Annotated in this window: 13 protein-coding genes; 5 read left to right on the top strand and 8 right to left on the bottom strand. The window is 40.4% G+C overall.

The genetic code is table 11. The annotated features are described in order from the left end of the window. Nucleotides 1–426: 426 nt before the first annotated feature. From ABQ275_RS08870 to ABQ275_RS08905, 8 genes are all read right to left on the bottom strand, one after another. Nucleotides 427–1,611: an acyltransferase family protein gene (locus ABQ275_RS08870; protein ID WP_349317930.1), complete on the bottom strand. Its 1,185-nt coding sequence runs from the start codon at nucleotides 1,609–1,611 to the stop codon at nucleotides 427–429. A gap of 17 nt (nucleotides 1,612–1,628) precedes the next feature. Further along, nucleotides 1,629–2,804, bottom strand: a complete 1,176-nt coding sequence (locus ABQ275_RS08875; protein ID WP_349317931.1) for a glycosyltransferase family 2 protein — start codon at nucleotides 2,802–2,804, stop codon at nucleotides 1,629–1,631. A 55-nt stretch (nucleotides 2,805–2,859) separates the two neighbouring features. Continuing rightward, the gene (locus tag ABQ275_RS08880) at nucleotides 2,860–3,435 is read right to left on the bottom strand and encodes a gluconate 2-dehydrogenase subunit 3 family protein (RefSeq protein ID WP_349317932.1); all 576 of its coding nucleotides are present in this window, start codon (nucleotides 3,433–3,435) and stop codon (nucleotides 2,860–2,862) included. Nucleotides 3,436–3,450: 15 nt separating this feature from the next. Next, on the bottom strand, nucleotides 3,451–4,251 hold the full coding sequence (locus ABQ275_RS08885; protein WP_349317933.1) for a hypothetical protein: 801 nt from the start codon (nucleotides 4,249–4,251) through the stop codon (nucleotides 3,451–3,453). A 31-nt stretch (nucleotides 4,252–4,282) separates the two neighbouring features. After that, nucleotides 4,283–5,011: a TolC family protein gene (locus ABQ275_RS08890; protein ID WP_349317934.1), complete on the bottom strand. Its 729-nt coding sequence runs from the start codon at nucleotides 5,009–5,011 to the stop codon at nucleotides 4,283–4,285. Next, nucleotides 5,008–6,117 carry an O-antigen ligase family protein gene (locus ABQ275_RS08895; protein ID WP_349317935.1) on the bottom strand — a complete coding sequence of 370 codons (1,110 nt, stop codon included), beginning with the start codon at nucleotides 6,115–6,117 and terminating at the stop codon, nucleotides 5,008–5,010. The genes ABQ275_RS08890 and ABQ275_RS08895 overlap by 4 nt, the downstream gene beginning before the upstream one ends. Nucleotides 6,118–6,576: 459 nt before the next feature. After that, a complete protein-coding gene (locus ABQ275_RS08900) occupies nucleotides 6,577–7,668 on the bottom strand; it encodes an acyltransferase (RefSeq protein ID WP_349317936.1) in 1,092 nt (363 codons plus the stop codon). A 29-nt stretch (nucleotides 7,669–7,697) separates the two neighbouring features. After that, a complete protein-coding gene (locus ABQ275_RS08905; protein ID WP_349317937.1) occupies nucleotides 7,698–9,884 on the bottom strand; it encodes a hypothetical protein in 2,187 nt (728 codons plus the stop codon). 816 nt (nucleotides 9,885–10,700) lie between these two features. Here ABQ275_RS08905 and ABQ275_RS08910 point away from each other — a divergent pair. The 5 genes from ABQ275_RS08910 to asnB are packed head-to-tail and all read left to right on the top strand — an operon-like array spanning nucleotide 10,701 to nucleotide 16,299. Continuing rightward, entirely contained in the window at nucleotides 10,701–11,087 is a 387-nt protein-coding gene (locus ABQ275_RS08910) for a response regulator (RefSeq protein WP_349317938.1), read from the top strand. A 47-nt stretch (nucleotides 11,088–11,134) separates the two neighbouring features. After that, nucleotides 11,135–12,292, top strand: a complete 1,158-nt coding sequence (locus ABQ275_RS08915) for a sugar transferase (RefSeq protein ID WP_349317939.1) — start codon at nucleotides 11,135–11,137, stop codon at nucleotides 12,290–12,292. Beyond that, nucleotides 12,292–13,503, top strand: a complete 1,212-nt coding sequence (locus tag ABQ275_RS08920) for a glycosyltransferase family 2 protein (RefSeq protein ID WP_349317940.1) — start codon at nucleotides 12,292–12,294, stop codon at nucleotides 13,501–13,503. Before ABQ275_RS08915 ends, ABQ275_RS08920 begins: the two co-directional genes overlap by 1 nt. Then, nucleotides 13,487–14,413, top strand: a complete 927-nt coding sequence (locus ABQ275_RS08925) for a glycosyltransferase family 2 protein (RefSeq protein WP_349317941.1) — start codon at nucleotides 13,487–13,489, stop codon at nucleotides 14,411–14,413. Before ABQ275_RS08920 ends, ABQ275_RS08925 begins: the two co-directional genes overlap by 17 nt. After that, complete coding sequence (gene asnB / locus ABQ275_RS08930) at nucleotides 14,401–16,299, top strand: asparagine synthase (glutamine-hydrolyzing) (protein ID WP_349317942.1); 1,899 nt, start codon at nucleotides 14,401–14,403, stop codon at nucleotides 16,297–16,299. The genes ABQ275_RS08925 and asnB overlap by 13 nt, the downstream gene beginning before the upstream one ends. Nucleotides 16,300–16,304: the final 5 nt, after the last annotated feature.

The raw sequence follows: 16,304 nt of genomic DNA on the forward strand, positions 1-16,304 counted from the left end.
AGTCGAAATTTTAATATAGATGCAAGTATTCGGTGAATTATTTAATCAAGTATTCGGTTTATTATTTAATAATAAATAGTAAACTTATTGCCTGCTCAGAAGCAATACATTTATCATTAACAATAAGTAAAATTGTGCTTTGGGGCACGCTTTTTTCAGGAAAAAGCAACCGCAAACGGTCTTTAGATAGGAATGGAAAAAAATACTTACAAGAAAAGGTTTGGTTGGCCAGATCTTGTTTCACCATCTTTTAAAGATGAATCTCGAACCCGGATGCAAGGTAAAAACAATTCAAATCATTTTTCATACAATTTGGTGAAATGTAAGAAATAGCGGATGAAATGACCATTTAAACCATTTAATGCAATAAAACTGAGACTTAAAATAGTATTATATATTATATTATATTGTAAAAAAAATATATAACTAGCCTTTCGCCAGGGTATTTTTGTTGGAACGTTTTCTGGGCCCGTGTAAAATGTCCCCGATGAAAGTATGCCTGATAAACCAATTGTAAGTTGCCATGGCAATACTACCGGTGATCAGCAACACTAACCAGAAGCGTGACCAACCAGGAACGTTGGTATACAGGAAAAAGACTTGTAAACTGGCAACCAGTGACAGGTGTACCAGATAAAGCCAGTAAGATGCATCAGCAATATATTTTAAAGCGGGATTTTCCCCGTTTAAATATTTCAGGAAGAACCCCATGGTACCAAATGCCAAAAACAGGGTTTGCATGGCCAGTCCAAGTTTTATAATCCATAAAACATAGGAGGTATAAACTGAAGCCTGCTCTTTGTAAACGATTAAAAAAACGAATAATATAACACTGAGTAATAGTCCTGTAAGTAAATATAACCAGGTATGCCGGGCTATTTCATTCAATTGTCCGTTATTACGGTGTAACAGGTATCCAATAACAAAGAAAAAACCATAGTAGATAAAATGGGAAATCTTTGGCAAGATACCGGTAGATACTTCCACAATTGCTTCCCGGAAGAAAATAACCTGTATGCCGCCGAGTATTACTGTGAAAATAAGCAGCTGCCCCAGCGACCCGAAATTGATGCTGAATCTCTTTATAAAAGAAGGGATATATTGTATGAGTCTTGTGCGTTTCACCAGCAGCATTGCCATGTAAAAGAGCAGTAGGTAATACAGGAACCATAAATGCGCCATACCGTTCCAATGGAAAAATTGTACACGGAAAGCTGCCCAGGCTTCTGCAGGTGGTAACTTGTCAGCGATGAAATATTTGTAATAAAGGAAAGGGGCAATTGATAGTGGTAAGATAAAAATGAGGCTGCCAGTAAAAGGAAGGACAATCCTTTTGAAGCGATGTTTTATGAAAGCCGTTTCACCTATTTTCAAATATAGCATTCGGGCAAAAAAGCCGGCTACTATATAGAATAATTGCATCCGGAACGAATGCAGCAACATATAAGTACCATCAAAAAACAACGTATGAAACTGGTTGTCAGATGGCCAGGTAGGATTAGGATACATTTTGTATGCTATGGAAGCATGTAGTATGATACCTAGTAACATGGCAATAGCCCGTAAGGCATCCAATCCGTTAATCCTTTTGTGCTGAGGTAATGTCATCATGAATTTATTATAAATGGCTATGCTATATTACGTTTAGCTTTATCCCAGGCAGGAGACTGATTTTTTGCCAGGAACCGGAAAAAACCCTGGTATACTGCCAAGTTCATGAACAAGAAGTAAAAAGGAATATAAAAAAGCTTTGATTTTATATGTTGTTTAGCCTGCTGATAACCAATAAGGGCTCCCAGATAGAAAAACAGCTGCACTGACAGGGACAGGTAAAAGAAAATCCCAGCTCCACCAAGTACAAGTATAATGTTGCTGATGAGCAATACTGGTAGGCTTAAGGGGCTGAGTGTCCATCTCAACACCCTATGTGATATATATTGAAAAGAAACTACGGGATATCTAAAAAAATTTAACAGTGATTTGAGCATCAGTATCGCCTGAAAGCCCCCTGCGCTGATGCGTACCTTACGTTTATGTTCTTCTTCAATAGAGTAGGAGGGTGCTTCCATCGCATAGGCATCGGGAGCATAGGCAATTCTGAAGCCGGAAATATTAATGCGTAGTGAAATAACAAAATCATCTAGAATAACTTTTTCTTCTACCGGCTGGAATAATGCGGTTCGAATGGAAAAAAGCTCACCTGCTGCGCCTACTACGGTATAAAGCTCTGCATCCAGTTTTTTAAGGAAAGATTCATATTTCCAATAGATACCTTCCGTTGCTGCTGCTCCTGATATATCTTCACTGATCACTTTTTTCTCTCCTGCCACTCCACCGGTATTTTCATCTGCATAATGTTTTACTATATTTCTTATAGCTTCTTTATTCAACAGGGTATTGGCATCACAAAAAATCACTACGGGGGTGGTTACCTGTTGCATCGCTCTGTTCAGCGCAGCTGTTTTACCATTACGCCCTGGTTGATGTAATAGCTGGATACTGGGATATTGTGCAATAATATCCGGAGTACGATCAGTAGAGCCATCTGTGATAAATAACAACTGTAGCTTACCTGCAGGGTAATCCAATGCGAGTGTATTGGCTATTTTCTCAGCTATGAAATCCTCTTCATTATATGCGGCAATTATCAGCGTCACCGCTGGCTCAAAAATTCCGGTCTGCGGGTTCTTCCCTGCAAACAGCCGCTTTATTTTTATTAATACAAAAAGCAGCAAACCATATCCTGCATAGTTGTAGAATAAAATGAAAAAACTGATATAAAATAATATATATATAGTTGTCATAATTATTTAAGGGACTACAGGTAATGATTCTAGGTGCAATAGCCTTTATTTTATCTTAATCTGTGGCCCAGCATTTCTGTCCTGGCTGTAAGGGTATACAACCCTGAAACTTACCAGGTACATAGTCATATGCCATTGCTTTCGTAGCTCCTTGCATTGAAGTACAAAAGCCTATAATAGTGTATTTCTTTAAGGTCATAAAAAATGAATCGCCTATAAGTCTGCCGGAAACCTTTCCCATTATCCCCGGATATGATCTTCCCTGTTTTTCAAAGTGTGCCACTACATTTATTTTTGTTGCTTGATCGCAGGCGGCGAAGGGTTTTCCGTATCTGGAGCTGGTATATGACTCCACATCTTGCAGGCCATACATAAATCTGTTCTGTGCTTTCCGAGAAGTACAATCCCTGATCATCGTGATAATAAAATCACCCACTCCTGTGGAGCGGGCACCGGGTGTATCTGTTTCTGGAATTATTATTTCGGCCAGCTCTGTGATCAATACCCGGTATTGCTCCAGTTTGCTTAGATCGGGTGCTTTATAGAAATGGTGATAGCCCACACCGCCGGCAATGGCAGCACCCGCCCCGCCATAAAGGAATATATTGATAATTGCTTTTCTCCTGTTCATCGGCAGTGGTTGATGTTATTTTAATTTTCTTTTAATGGAATTAGCACTTTGAAATTGCAATAGCCATTCGTAAATATTCATACCATTTTCCCTGTAATGTGGGTTGTAAAATGAATGCCAGCAGCAATGTGCACCGGGATAAACCGTCAATTTTGTCAGACCGCTTTTATATTTGTTTGTGCTGTCAATCGCTTCTTTTGCATTATTCAGGAAGTATTCATCACTGGCACCTGCAAAGTACCAGGTATGGATATTGGCATCTGCCACCAGTTTATACCGCTTCAGATAAGGAGGGTCTACCCTGGCGGCTGACATAGTAATACAGCCGGCTATACGGGAGGCTAATGCTGGCTCATGTGTTTTCGCCGATTCTACTGACCACCCACCTGCACTATAGCCAGTAAGGTAAATGCGCGAAGTATCAACCGGATAATTTTTGATCACATCATCCAGCATAGGACCAATATCCTGCGGTACAAAAGACCAGCTTTCTGAAAGAGGTGCCAAAACAATGAATTTATATAGTTTGCCATCTTTCTTATTGATAGCTTCTATTTTTTGTCCTTCTTTTAACTGCCTGGTCACACCTTCCCTGAATATTTTAACAGGGTCTTTTCCGGCAATACTTCTTCCATGAAAGCAGATCAGCAAAGGATATTTTTTACCTGGAATATTTTCTTCCGGTGTGAAAATAAGCGCCTGCCTGGTTTGCCACGGACTAATTTTTACGTCTATTCTGCGCATAGGGTCATATTGACCTTGTGCGACCATACCTGTTAGTAAAAAACTAATCAGTGTAAGCACTTTCCAATACATAACAAATGTGGTTAAACTTTGAGAATGAAAATTACAACTGGAGCATTACTTGTTCCAGTGTCATACCAACAAGCCCTTCCAGTTGTAATTTGGATTGACGCAGTTCTTTTTCCAGTTGTACTTTTTTAACCATTTCTGCATTATACAGGCGGTAAGACTCTTTGTAGATTTCAAGAGAGACAGCGGGATCGCCTGCACGGAATTTTTCTTCTGCCTGGTTATAGCTGATCAATGCATCTTCCATTAATGGCATATGCAGTTCAAACAGTTTTTTATTGGCTGCATATTCCTCATAAAATTCCAGCACTTTGGCGGTAAGGCTCTGTGCCTCTGATTTCTTTTGTATGTCCAGTAGCTTCCCCTCTGCTTTACTGCGTTTGATATCATTTGGTATTTTAATGAGATTACCGAGAGGCAGGTTCACCCCAAAATTATAGCGGGGATAATATAGGTTGTTGCCATTTCCGCTCCCACTGCTGTTTTTAAGGGTGAATTCATTCAGATTCCCTGCAGCCGAAAAATGGTTCAGCCATCCGGCAGTAATGCTATTCGTTTCGTACTTGTTGATTTGTTTGCGGATAGCATATTGTTCCACATCAGGATTCTGCAAAGCCAGTTCAACGAGTCTTTGTTTAAACCGGGCTACTGTAGCCTGGTCTGCGGGTAAGGTTAACAGTACAGCAGTATCTGCTTTATGCACCTGCGCTTGTGCCGCCATGCTAATCCACAAGGCAAATAATACAGAGAGAATTGTTTTCATGATTGAGTGTTTAAAGCGTATAAGTATTTTATTTTAATCGCAATAGAAGCAAATGCATTTAACATAATTGATGATTCAACAAGAGTAGCCGCATCCTGTGCATACTGCGCCAGGGCCATCTCAAATACAGCAGCGGCTATGCCGATCATAAGCAGTTTGTCAATTTCATTTTTTAATTTGAAATAATTGACAACGGCGATTTGAATAAGATAAAAGTAATTGGCTGCCACCAGTAACATGCCTAACCAACCTGTTTCCAGTACTGCCCGCAGATAACCATTATCAGTCTGAAAGTTAGAAAGCGGATGTCCGGGATGAAATATGAGTGCATTACCTCCCGTTGTCATCAGCCCGCCTCCAATAGGATGCTCATATATATACGGTTGTATATGATGCCGGTTATTATCCCTCACATCCATGGACGCATCCTGCTTGCCCAGAAAGGCCGTTCTTACTCTTACAATAGTTGGGTTACTATGAAAAGGGCCGAATAAAATGACAAGTGAACAGAATCCAAATGCAATGGCAATTAATATAGTGTTTCGCTTTTGCAGGTTGGCCATAAAGAATATCAGCAACCCTGCCGGAAGCATCACATATCCTGTGCGCGTACCTGAATAGCCCAGTGCCAGTGTATGGAAGATGATAATGAAAATAAGCGATATCTTCTTCCATAAACTGAGTACGTTAATTTTTGCTGTAAGCAGAATCATACAGATGACTATGTTACAGGCCATGATGATACCAAATGACGCTGCATCAGACATGAAAGAAAATATACGTATACCAGACAGAATGATAGTAGTATTGAATTTTTTCGGATACTTAGCCATAAAGGACAGCTCGTAAGGCAATAGTCCATGCCATTGTTGTATGCAGGCGTATATAGCAGCCAGCGTGCAGATAACTATCCAGAACTTGAAGAAGTTACGGACATCCTGCAGATTGTTAAATACATGTAGGCCCAGGTAAACGAACAACATGTTCCTGAAAAATACCCTTATGAATATAAACCAGCCTGCCATATTAGCGCCTTCGGGGTTAACCATTTGTATCAGCAGTAAAGCAAAATACAGATAGAAAGAAACCAGGAGTGGGTCTTTCATGAATTTTACTTTTTTGGTACTGGGGTCACCCTTGCTTATGGCGCAGCCTAATAAGGAACTTAGCAACAATCCATCCATAGCAACTCCCACACTTAGCTCTGTGCCGGCTATCCGCTCTAGCAGCGGTAAAATAAGTGTGATGCTTATGAAAATATAATAACCTAATTTATAATTAATGACACAAAGAATGCAGGCAGCTATCCCAATAATACCGACTGCCATACCCGCACCTATTTTGACATCGATTGATGCTATATAGGCAATACAAGGTATAAGTAATATCCACAATAGTATGGCTAATAGCCTGACCATATTTCTTTTGGTAATTTGCATGTAATTTTAGCTGTTATTAAAGGAATACCGTTTTTACCAATAACATCAGAATGACCAATCCGGCAAACATTATTATTAACGTCTGATGCAACTGTTCGTTGATTATTTTTTTTTCTTCTTTTTTTTTCATGGTACACTAACTTGTCGGTTATCTTTTGGTAGGTCAGATACTTTCCTTTCTTTGAACGGACCTATAAAAAGGAACCGGAGATTCAGCAATAAGCATAACCTATATAATAAAATAGAAAGGAAGATACCTATCGCTACCAGAGAAAGTGCTATCACTGTGATATTCGTGAAGAAGCCTGTTTTTATTATAATAATCCGTAAAGAGAAAATGATTCCTAAATGCAGGAGGTATATGTATAGTGAATAATGGCCAATAGTTTGCAGGAAACTAAGCCTGTTATACTTGGCCAGTATGAAAGAAATCATAATAACCAAGATACCTCCCAGGAGATTAAGCAGCGAATACAGATAGAGGCTCATATTTACATGTTCCATACAATAATATTGTACTAGTATAAAGACAGGCACCAGCAAAATAACTTTAATGGGAGACGTAAGCTGTTTTTGCACACTGTCCCTGAAAAAATAAGGTGTTGCGAAGTGGCCTAATGCAAAATAGATGTAGTAGATCATCACATCCGAAATGGTACTGATGTCGCCTGCATAGGGTTTTAACCCCAGTAATACGAGCCCCAGTAATATCTGTACTGGAGGGGTGAGCTTCAGTATCCGGGTGGTAAAAAGATAAAATACGGATACATTAAACAATGCAAAAAGATACCAGAGCTGTAACATGCTGCGTGGATGTATTATTATATCCACGTAATCATTGATACTTGGTTTGGAATTGGTATATTTTGAGAAAATGATTTGTAAAGTTAGCTGTATGAGACACCATAAAATATATGGATATAATAGCGTATTGACCTTTGATGTTAAGAAGTTTCGCCCGCCCCGTTTTTGAAGACTGGAAGCAAAGAAAAGTCCGGATAAAAAGAAAAAAAGTGGCATGCGGAAACCGTACATAATTTCATTGGCATCCATTAGCATGGTATTTACCTTCGCTCCACTATAAAGCAGCCCGTAAATAACATGACGATAAGTAACAAATATTATAGCGATTCCTTTTGCATAGTCCACCCAGGCATAACGTCTGGAGGTTTGAGGACGGAATGAAAAAAGATATTTTAATGCTGCTGAGAATGCCATCGTTGTATTCCTTTTTAGGGTTGGTAACATTAAAGTTCCAAATAATCATCATTGATATTATTAAGTACTGCTCCCAGGAACTTGTCATTTAAATCCTGGAGGAATTGTATTGACTCTTTGTCGTTTTGTTTTACGGATGATCTGGATGAGAACACAGCTATAACGCTTTCAACATAATGTTCCAGTTCTTTACTATCGGTATAATCATTTAAAGGTGCACCTTCCAGCAGAATGAAATCGTAATATGCTTTAAGTTGAGGGAGATAGTTAAGTAGATGGTTTTTGGGCAAAATTTCTGTGGGAGTGTAATCTCCACCCTTACAACCCATTACTTCAATGTTATCAATAGAATAGGTCGTCACCAGCTCCCTTACTTTATCTATGCTGAAATCTTCTGGCAACATAGAAAATGTTTCGAGTGTTGGTTTGGCTTCCAGCTGCACTGTCAGATCATTATTACAGAAGTTTGTATCGATTACCAATACTCTCTTATTACTTAAACTGAGACTATAGGCAACAGCTTGTACCAATGTGGTTTTTCCTTGCTGGGGTTCAGTGCTGGTGAAAAGAAATATTGATTTTCCACTGTTTTCTATTTCAAAACGTAATTTACGTAATAGTTCACGAAAACTGTTCTGCCGTTTTCTGAGAGCATTCGCTTTCTCCACCCTTCTTTGTAGTACCTCCAGAATGCTGTATCTTTTCAAGTCAGCATGATTAATGGTACTAATCAGTTTAAGATTGACATTTTTTTCAAAGAGGGAGGGTGATTTTATGGAAGAGTCAAAGAACTCCATAAATAGAATACTAAGGGTAGATAATAGGAAAACGGTCATGCCAGCCATACCCATGATAATTACCCGTTTGGAAGTTTCCGGTTTAAATGCGGGCTGGCCCTTTAATGTCTGGCGGAAATTATCCATGGGAGCTGTACGGTTATCAATAGCAGAATTAAGCTTCTCCTTTAGTTTGTTATATTCATCCTGTGCTAATTGCATTTCTTGTTGCAATGTACTTACAGTAGCTTCCTGGTTGGCATAAGACCCAACTGAGCCTTTCAGTAACCTGATTTTTTGTTCCAGATTAGCGATATTCTGGGCAGAAGCGGAGAGGTCGGATTCCATGGCCCCCTTTTTCTGGATCAGTTCATCTTTACTGATGACTGTACCCGAGGTGACTGCTGAACTGGAAATGGATGTCTGTAGTTGCTTCCTGAGCCCCTTTATTTTATCTGCCAGTACATTGTCGTTGCTTCCGGTACGCAGATATTCGTCGTTTAGTTCATTGATCTGTTTCCGTAAACCGACTATATCATTATTATTGTTATAGGCAGTTTTGCCCTGGCTTGCCATGGCTATCTGTGCATTAATATTCTGTAAAGAAGAACTGAGTGTATTTCTACTGGCCTGTTCATCAAGTAACGCTTTTTCCAGCTGGCTAATAAGAGATAGCTCATTTCCGCTGGCAGCTTCTACATTCAGCAACCCTTTTGATGATTTATACATTCGCAGGGCTTCTACCTTTGCATCCAACTCCATTTTCTTCTTGTTTACCAGCTCTTCAAAGGTTTCCACGTTTTCCACGGTACGCTCTGAACGGAGGCTCCTGTAATATCGAATAAACTCACTGTAGAGCGTATTTACTACAAAAGCTGATTGTTCCGGGTTGGGAGAGCTGAAGGAAACATCAATATAATCGGTCCTTGAAAGACGGCCAATATTGAGTGTTTTGCGGATAGATTCATAGTCATACTTGCAGAGCTTCATATATTCCAGCACTTTACGTTCTTCTGGTTGATAGGAGGTCAGCATATGTATTGAGTCCAGTTTCTCCCGACAGATCCGCAACCCCTCTTCTTTGTTGAACTGAAGATATTCCGGTGACTTGAGGTCTTTTTCTGAAAGTGTAGCAAATGGCTTATCGCTGGTAAGGTCATGTATCAACAGGCTATATGATAACAAGCCGACTACTAAAGGAGAACCCATGGTTTGAATCACATTCTCAAACTTTACATCAGCTTCATATATACCTACATTTTCATCACGTAGGGTAATCTGGTCTTTCATCGTAAAGCCTGTCGACATCTGTGCATTGGAGACATAAAGCCTTGGTCTGCCCATGGTGAATACGAATGCAGCCACCAACGCAAGCGCAGTGCTGATCATAATCCACCATTTCTTCTTCAATAAAGCTTTAATAAAATATATTACATCCATACCAATTATTATTTTTTATCAATCATGTTGTTTTAAAAAATCCGGTTAGACCGGACCTTTATATATATCTAAAATGAGCTTCGGGTTCATCTCCACTTGGAAACCATTGATTAACAGTACCAAGTTTCAACTGCCTTAATATCTTCCGATATGTGTTGCTTTCAGAGAAACGGTGAAAATTTACTGGTAAAAGTTAATTAAACCGGCTTGTCAGCTGGTTTTGTCGAAGGATCTGGTCAAGAAAGGATTCGGTAAAAAGAAAACACGGGTCCATGTTGGGTATGAGGCACACAATCCCTGCGTGCTTGTTAAGCCATATGGCATATCCGGTTTACGCCGCTAAATTAGTTGTATTTTGAATGTTAATGGTACTTTTTTAGGCGAAAGTTGCTTTTTTGTTAGTGAACGTTTGAATTTGCCGGATGAAATAAGAATTACCCCTGGCAAATTGACAACCAACACCATAGACAAAGGCTCGGTATTGAGAGGTTCTTATTTTCTACCATAATTCCCCCTTTTTTGGGTCATTAAAATTCGTTTACAGTAAATTTTCCCTCTTTTACCTGAAAAAAGCAGTCGTTTACCAAAAAAGCTATCAATGATAAAAGGAAACCTATAATTTTACACCCATCGAAGCAAATATATACTTCGATTTAACCATTAGCAGTAAAATAGAATTCTCGCTATCGTCCCCTGAAAAACTACATGAAGTGTAATAACCTGACCTTATCCATCCAAAGCCAAAAAAAGAAGTAAACTCATTGCTGCATATATGTGGCATTGAAATTTTAAAAAGTAGTTTTGAAATTTAAGGTCATGAAAAAAACAGTTTTAGTAATAGACGATAGTGCACCAATAAGATTTTTATTGGAAGCGATGCTTGGTAAAGAATATGCAGTAGTATCTGCGGCTGATGGATTCAGCGCGTTGGCATGGTTATCAAAAGGAAATACCGCCGACTGTATTGTTACTGATCTGCAAATGCCTAACATAGATGGATGGGAGTTATTGGAACACCTTTCCGGAAGCGGTTTGTATCAGGACATTCCTGTAATAGTACTCTCCGGATATATGGAAGCTAATCTATCAGAGCTTTCCGCCAGATTTAATAATGTGCATGCTTTTGCTCAGAAGCCGTTTGATCCTACGGAGTTGATGAGTACAGTAGGAAGAATAGTGAGCCGTCAATACACAACTGTATAACCGTTGATCAATACCGACACCTGACCCTGATATATAATCCCGAATATATGAATACAATTACACCTACTTTTGAACATGTTATTAGTGGAAGCGAGACGAATGCAGGAAAAAATCTTAGAGGCATTGTTCGTCAATTGCCCCTTGAAAAGTTTGTGCTTTTTGTGGGACAGTTTTACCAGGGGGTACCCGAATGCCAGGAGCATTTAAAGTGCCTTATGGTAGAAAGTGTAGGAGATGCGGAAAAGTTGATCACCGAGATGTTGAATGTATATAGGAAGATCCCCGCTGTGATCGTTTTCCAGTTTAACAGTAATTACGAAACTACTTTCGCCCAGTGGGAAAAATATTTTTCCACACACCAGGCACTTAAAACAATTCCGTTTTTCCTGTTTACAGATAAGGTCTCTGATTCACTCAGAGCTTTCACTAAAAAGCAGGCTTATATAGATGATATCGTTACAAAGGAAAATTTCAATAACCTGGGAAGTAAAATCGAGTTTGTCAGTAAGTTTAAAAGGATGAATCCTTATGCTGCCAAACTCCCGGTTATAACTAAAATCACACCCTGGTATAGTCATAAATGGTGGAGTGTAGCAGCTAAACGTCTTTTTGATATTATGGCGGCTTCCACTGCACTGCTGCTGTTAAGCCCCGTTATGCTGATTATTGCAGCACTGATAAAACTGGAATCCAAGGGCAATATTTTTTATTCGTCGCCAAGAGCCGGTAAAAACTACCGGGTCTTTAAGTTCTATAAATTCCGCACCATGGTGGCAAACGCAGATAAACAGCTTGATCAGTTGAAACATCTGAATCAGTATGATGGAGATGAAAAGGGTGCTGTGTTTTATAAGGTATCCAATGATCCCCGGGTTACCCGTCTGGGCAGTTTCCTGAGAAATAGCAGCCTGGATGAAATTCCCCAGCTGTTTAATGTACTGAAGGGTGATATGTCGCTGGTAGGCAACAGGCCACTCCCACTGTATGAAGCAGCAGCACTGACTACCGACGAATGGACCGAGAGGTTCCTGGCACCGGCGGGCATCACAGGACTTTGGCAGATCAGCAAACGTGGAAAGAAAGAAATGTCCGCAGCGGAAAGAATTCATCTGGATATAGATTATGCACACCGCAACTCTTTCCGGTATGATATGTGGCTGATGATGAATACGCCTCGTGCGCTTATACAAAAAGACAACGTGTAATGGTATTATTTATAATTGAGATTATTTTCTTTTCCTATTTAGCCGGATGCATATTCTTCAACCTTTTCCTGTCTGTTGCAGGGCTCTTCTCAAAGCGGAAGCCTGTTACAGAAGAAGTAGAAGAGTATTTCAGTAAGATCGCTATATTGGTACCTGCCTATAAAGAAGATAGTATTATCCTTTCCACCGCAAAAAGTTATGAGGATCAGCATTATCCTACTAACCGTTATGAGGTGATCGTTATAGCAGATTCTTTACAAACGGCAACTCTACAACAGTTGAGAGACAGCGGTGTTACTGTTATCCCTGTGTCTTTTGAAAAAAGCACCAAGGCAAGGTCCTTGAATGCTGCTTTCAATCAACTGGGCGATGATTACGATATGGCCCTGATATGTGATGCAGATAATGTGCTGGAAGCAGATTTTTTAAGAAAGATTAATCAGGCATTCTGCAATGGGGAATACGCGATACAGGCAAGACGGGTAGCCAAAAACATGGATACACCGTTTGCTGTGCTGGATGCTGCCAATGAAATTATTGCCAACCATCTTTACCGGAAGGGAGCAAATGCAGTAGGTCTTTCTTCCTCTGTGATCGGTTCAGGCATGGCGTTTCATTTTCCACTGATAAAAGGAATTTTGAAAGAAATAGAAGCAACTGGTGGTTTTGATAAGGTTTTGCAATTGCTGGTAGTCGAAAAAGGACATAGCATTTATTACCTCGAAGATGCCAGGGTATATGATGAAAAGGTAGAAAGCCCGGCTGCATTCCAGAATCAGCGTAAGAGATGGGTATCCAGTCAGTTTGTATATCTGCGCACTTATTGGAAAAAAGGATGGCGGCAATTATGGAAAGGCAACTTGAATTATTTCAACCTGGCTATCTGTCAGAATATCTTACTGCCCCGGATGATACTGTTGGTAATCACCACTGTTTTTACCATTCTCTCCTTCTTTTTTCACCGTTTTCTACTGGTGCCTGCGGCATGGTGGGGGGTGATATTTGCATTAAATTTTATCAGCCTGCTGCTGCCTATTCCCCGTCTGTTCTTCACCCGTTATTTGCTTACCGCCCTGCTGGGATTGCCGCGTGCCATTCTGATCATGGTGTCGTTGATGTTCCGGTTGAAAGGCGCCAACAATACCTTTATTCATACTAAACATACTAAAACCAATATAGATAATCCTTTGCTCGATGCAACCAGAAAATAATCCATATTATCCGTTGGTCTCTATTATTACTGTTAATTACAACAATACTGGTGTAACATGTGCGTTGCTGGCTTCTCTCCGGAAGATCAGCTATCCGAATTTTGAGGTGATCATCGTTGATAACGCTTCTGTAGAGAGCCCTGTTGCTGCTATAGCAGAAGTGTTTCCAACAGCAAAGGTAATCAGCAGTCCGGTAAACAAAGGTTTTGCAGGAGGCAATAATCTGGGTATATTAGCTGCTACAGGCAGTTATCTCTTCCTCGTAAATAACGATACAGAATTTACCGAAGGCCTGATAGAAGGTCTCTTGGAAGTTTTTGATAAACACCCGGATGCAGGTATCGTAAGCCCTAAATTTCACTATTATTTTGAACCGGGTACCATAGAATATGCTGGCTATAACGCAGTAGACATGCTCACAGGTCGTAACAGCATGATTGGTTGTAAGGAGAAAGATAACGGTCAATACGACGCCACCACTGAAACAAATTATGCACACGGTGGCGCCATGATGATTCCCCGCGCTGCAATGGATAAAGTTGGATTGATGCCGGAACTATATTTTCTCTATTATGAAGAATTTGACTGGTGTGAGCAGTTTAAACGGAAAGGATATAAGATCTACTACCAATACAAATCGCTTATTTATCATAAAGAATCGATGACCACAGGCAAGAATAGCCCGCTTAAAACGTATTACCTGACCCGGAACCGATTACTGTTCATGCGTAGAAATGTAAAACTTCCCGCCAGGGTATTTTTCATGCTGTACTTCACTTTTCTGACAGTACCTAAGAACACGTTGCAGTTCATACTGAAGCGGGAAACCGTTCATCTGAAAGCGTTCTGGAAGGGCATTATGTGGAACATTAAACACCTTAAACCGAATACAAACCCATGTGTGGCATAGCAGGATTTATTGATTTTACCAGGAAAACTGGCAAAGATATATTAGAGCAGATGACAGATGTGCTCAAGCACCGCGGCCCCAACGATGCCGGATATGAAGTGTTTGAACATCCCCAAGCGCATATAGGCTTCGGACAACGCAGGTTGTCTATCCTTGACCTAAGCAGTTCTGGTCATCAACCTATGCATTTTATGCAGTTGTCAATCATCTTCAACGGTGAGATTTATAACTTCAAGGAGATAAGGGTTGAACTGGAAAAACTGGATTACACTTTTCAATCCGGTTCAGACACGGAAGTATTACTGAAAGGGTATGACGCCTGGAAAGAAAAAGTGCTGGATAAGTGCATCGGCATGTTTGCCTTTGTTATCTACAACCGGGAAGAAGGAACTATTGTTCTTGGCCGCGATCGAGCAGGCGTGAAACCATTGTATTATTACTGGCACGAGCAGACATTCCTTTTTGGTTCGGAACTGAAAAGTCTTTGCGCGTTTCCGGGTTTCCGTAAGGAAATTGATGTGAAAAGCGTATCATTATTCCTGCAGTTTAGTTATATACCAGCGCCTTACACTATTTATAAACATACCAGTAAGCTGAAGCCAGGACACCTGCTCACCATAAAGCTGGATAGTGCAACGATCGAGGAGCAGGAATACTGGAACGTGCTGGATGCTTATAAAAAACCGCTGACTGAATTGTCTGAATATGCAGTAATAGAACAAACCGAGGCCCTGATGCAAAGCGCCTATAAATACAGAATGGTATCAGATGTACCAGTGGGCGTTTTTCTTAGTGGGGGATATGACAGCGCAAGCGTGGCTGCTATCCTTCAGGCGGGTTCGGGCAGCCGGATCAAGACTTTTACTATCGGTTATAAAGAGCCACAGTGGGACGAATCACGGGAGGCCAGGAAAATTGCGCAGCACCTCGGTACCGACCATCACGAATGGATTATTGGCCCTGCTGAAGCCAAAGGGGTATTAGAATTATTACCTGAAATTTATGATGAGCCATTTGCAGATAACTCCACGGTTCCAACAACATTGGTAAGCAGGCTGGCAAGTCAGCACGTTAAAGTGGCGCTTTCTGCAGATGGAGGAGATGAAGTATTTTCAGGGTATAATAAATTTAACCAGTCACTGTCTTATACCCGCTACCCAAAAGGTTTGCAGGGAATGCTCAGCCAGGTAATGGGGCTGATAAATCCTGAAATGATACCCTACTTTAACCGGAAATACAATTTTGCTTCCAGGTATGAAAAGATGAAACTGATATGGGCTTCCGGCGAACCACAGAAGGCCATGAAATATATCGCGCAGTATCTTACAGAAAGCGAAGTAGCACACTATATGGGTATCCAGCAGGAAGGATATAAAACCAATTTTGACCTGAACGGTGAATTGTCTGATGTGAATGATCCGCTGAACAAGTTGCTGGCTGTTGATTACAAAACCTTTCTGGTTGATAATAACCTGGTAAAAGTAGACAGAGCTACCATGTCTGTAGGTATTGAAGGAAGGGAGCCGATGTTGGATCACCGGTTGGTGGAATTTCTGGCAAAAGTACCTGCTTCACTCAAAGTGAAGAATGGGATCAATAAATATATACTGAAGCAGATCGTACATAAATATATTCCCGCTACATTGATGGATCGCCCTAAACGCCCGTTCATTGCACCATTGCAGGAATGGTTCCGCGATGATCTGAAAGAACAGATGCAGTATTATCTGGCACCGGAGAGATTGGCGAAAACAGGATTATTCCATGTGGCCCATGTGCAGGTACTTCTTAAACGTTATCTGTCCGGTGGGAAAGTCAGTCATCAAAAACTCTGGAATATCCTTGTATTCCAGCTTTGGTATAACCACTGGATAGAAAAATTATAGAAGGA

Source organism: Chitinophaga sp. MM2321 (genome assembly GCF_964033635.1).
Taxonomy (GTDB): domain Bacteria; phylum Bacteroidota; class Bacteroidia; order Chitinophagales; family Chitinophagaceae; genus Chitinophaga.